General features: G+C 51.6%; 4 protein-coding genes. All 4 read right to left on the bottom strand.

Annotation, left to right across the window (positions count from 1 at the left end):
• Positions 1-335: translation initiation factor (locus tag OB13_RS16270; protein WP_461491233.1), on the bottom strand; the 335-nt coding region annotated here is incomplete at its 3' end.
• A 23-nt stretch (positions 336-358) separates the two neighbouring features.
• Entirely contained in the window at positions 359-1,240 is an 882-nt protein-coding gene (locus OB13_RS16265; protein WP_461491232.1) for a diacylglycerol/lipid kinase family protein, read from the bottom strand.
• A 98-nt stretch (positions 1,241-1,338) separates the two neighbouring features.
• Positions 1,339-2,187 carry a universal stress protein gene (locus OB13_RS16260; RefSeq protein ID WP_461491231.1) on the bottom strand — a complete coding sequence of 283 codons (849 nt, stop codon included), beginning with the start codon at positions 2,185-2,187 and terminating at the stop codon, positions 1,339-1,341.
• 183 nt (positions 2,188-2,370) lie between these two features.
• Positions 2,371-3,209, bottom strand: an 839-nt coding sequence (gene gap / locus OB13_RS16255; RefSeq protein WP_461491230.1) for a type I glyceraldehyde-3-phosphate dehydrogenase, incomplete at its 5' end; no start/stop codon positions are given.

Genomic DNA, 3,209 nt, shown 5'->3' with positions numbered 1-3,209 from the left:
TTTTTGGCTTTGTAGCCGGCAGCCTGGAGCACCTGCATTACTTTATCGCGGAAGTCTCCCTGGATCAGGATCTCGCCGTCTTTGGCCGAGCCGCCTACGCCACATTTGTTCTTCAGCACTTTTCCCAGTTCCTTCAGGTCCTCATCCGTGCCTACAAAGCCCGCCACCAGCGTTACCTGCTTGCCACCACGCGATTTCTTGTCCAGCATCACCTTTAGGTTCTGTTGCTGCGGCGGCAGCGTAGCCGCTTCCTGCTCCTGCTCGTAGGCGTAGTTGAAATCCGTGCTGGTAGAGTATACGACTCCCTGTCTTCCTTTTTTATTTTTATCGCTCATAATCAGCTTCTATTTAATCTATACTAAGGCGCCACGACATACAAGGACTGGGGCACCATGCTGACACTAAAAGCAGAAGCTTTTCCCAGAAAATCGCCGTCGGCATGATACATGATGCTGTGGTCTGTAGTCACTTCCACGGCCATGGCTTTAAAATATTCAGCACTATCGGGTCCGGCCGGCTTTTTGGCAAGCATGGAATAGCTCAGGTTCAGGGCCTTGAACATGTCCAGCTTCCGTACCAGGCATACATCCAGCAGGCCATCCCGGATGTCGGCCAGCGGCGCAATGTAGGCATTGTTGCCATACTGCGCCGCATTGGCAAAGGCCAGCACGAAGCAGTCCGTGTCCAGGGTCTTGCCGTTTATAGTTACTTTTACGGGCAAGTGGCGGTAGTTGCGCACTTCTTTCATGATCAGCTCCACATACGTCTTGAGACCGCGATGCTTGCTGCCCGCAAAGACCGAACTGATGTAGGCGTCAAAACCGATACCTGCCGTCGTAAAAAACGGATGTCCGTTGATCGTACCGCTGTCGATCCGGGTCCGATGCCCCTGGTTTAGAAACCGGATGGCGCCATCGACGCTAAGGGGCACCTGCAGGTGCCGTGCCAGGCCATTGCCCGAGCCACGCGGTATGATGCCGAGCGCAGTTTCCGTATGCAACAGGCCCCGTGCCACCTCGTTCACGGTTCCATCCCCTCCTACCGCCACCACTACGGCACAGCCCTTTTCGGCCGCCTGCTTTGCCAGTTCGGGCGCATGGCCTGCGTAGTCGGTATAAACGATGTCATGGTCGAATTTGCTGTGGTCCAGGTGCAGCTTCACGCGTGCAGCTACATCTACCTTACTCCTGGGTCCGGAAGTTGGATTGATAATGAACCGGATGTGGGGGCGCTTACTCATGCAGAATGGCTTTCGGCAAAGGTAATTCTTTCCGGATTAGAATAAAAAAAGCCTGGCCTTGCGGGCCAGACTTTCCTCTGTAGCTGCTATACCTGAATTTATTTCAGATGAAACGTCAGTACCGGTATGTTAGAATGATTTACCAGGTCCTCGGCTATACTGCCACTCAGCAGGTGTGCCAGGCCGGTACGTCCGTGCGTAGCCATCATGACCAGATCAGCCCGGATCTCTTCCGCAAAGTGAAGGATACCATCCTCCTCAATCGTATCGTTGTAGACATTGATGGTAAAGTTTTGCAGCCCGTAGCGCTCGGCAGCCGTCTGCATGCGCTGGCGCAGGATGGCAGTTGATTCGAAAGCGCCCGGTGTGTTGACGTAAACCAGGTGCAGGGTAGCTCCGAATACCTGCTGGAAGTATTTAAACTTTTCTATCGCTGTACCGATCTCCCGCTTGAAGTCGGAAGCCATCACAATATTCTTGAAATCCAATCGGGGTATGCGGGCTTTCACGGTGAGGACAGGGCTATCTGCTGCGCGCACTACTTTCTCGGTATTAGAACCGATCAGGAACTCGTCCATGCCACTCGCACCCTTCGATCCCATCACCACCAGGTCCACCTTGTCTTCCCGGATCACACGCTTGATCTTGCTGATAACAGAATCGGCATCTACCTCCTGCACAACTTCCACTCCCTTGTGTTCAACAGAGCGTTCCAGTTCTGCCATCTGATGTTTGGTAGATTCCAATAGCTTCATCATATACACCTGCTCCATGCCGTTGCCTCCTACGAGGTCGCCGGTCGCACTAAAAGAGTAAGAAGAGGCGGGCATTTCAACTACGTGAAGCAACTTGATGGCAGCACCAGTCTTACGTGCAATGGCTACGGCTACTTCAAAGGCATTTCTGGCTTGCTCAGAAAAGTCGGTGGGGACTAATATTCTTCTCATAAGTTGTTTTGGTAGTTAAGGAGTTGGTTGATTTCAGGTATAAAAGTACAGGACCGGACTAGTCATTGCTATGACAATTGTCATTTTAGTTGAAATATAGCATAAATACTTTATATACGCTATTAAAACGCAAAAGCCCACCGGATAGGCAGGCTTTTGCAGGTATGGGTGAGAAACCGGTGTTTAGCCAAGTCTGGCGATCAGGTCAGCCGCTCTGTTAGAGTAGCCTGTTTCGTTGTCGTACCAGCCTACCACTTTTACAAGTGTTTCGTTTGCTGATGTCAACTCTGCATCAAATACACAAGAGTGCGGGTTACCAACGATGTCGATAGAAACGATCGGATCTTCGGTATACTCCATGATGCCTTTCATATCGCCTTCTGCCGCTTTCTTCATAGCAGCGTTGATCTCTTCTTTGGTTACGGCTCTTTTCAGGATACAGGTTAAGTCAGTAAGAGAACCATCCGGAATAGGAACGCGCATGGCCACACCATCCAGCTTGCCTTTCAGGTGGGGAAGCACCAGACCAACCGCCTTGGCAGCACCTGTAGAAGTAGGTACGATGGAGTAAGCAGCAGCACGCGCTCTTCTCAGGTCGCTGTGTGGCGCATCCTGCAGATTCTGGTCAGCTGTGTAAGCGTGAACTGTTGTGATATAGCCTTTCTCGATACCGAACGCGTCGTCCAGGACTTTGGCCATCGGCGCAAGGCAGTTGGTTGTACAGGAAGCGTTGGAAACGATTCGCTCTTCGCCAGTCAGTATATCTTCGTTAACCCCCAACACAACAGTTGGGATATTTCCTTTTGCAGGAGCAGAAATAACTACTTTACGGGCACCTGCTTCGAGGTGACCACCAGCGCCTTGCTCATCTACGAAACGGCCAGTAGACTCCAGTACTACGTCTACACCCAGTTCGCCCCAAGGAAGGTTCTTAGGCTCGCGCTCAGCTGTGATCTGAATTTCTCTGCCGTTCACGATAATACCGTTGTCAGAGGCTTCTACTGTACCATTAAAACGGCCGT

The sequence above is a fragment of the Pontibacter sp. HJ8 genome (genome assembly GCF_054824225.1).
This window is presented reverse-complemented; position numbering and strand designations above follow the sequence as displayed.

Excerpts from the sequence above, each read along its gene's own strand:
- OB13_RS16265 (WP_461491232.1), bottom strand. The coding sequence starts at position 1,240 with ATGAGTAAGCGCCCCCACATCCGGTTCATTATCAATCCAACTTCCGGA.
- OB13_RS16260 (WP_461491231.1), bottom strand. The coding sequence starts at position 2,187 with ATGAGAAGAATATTAGTCCCCACCGACTTTTCTGAGCAAGCCAGAAAT.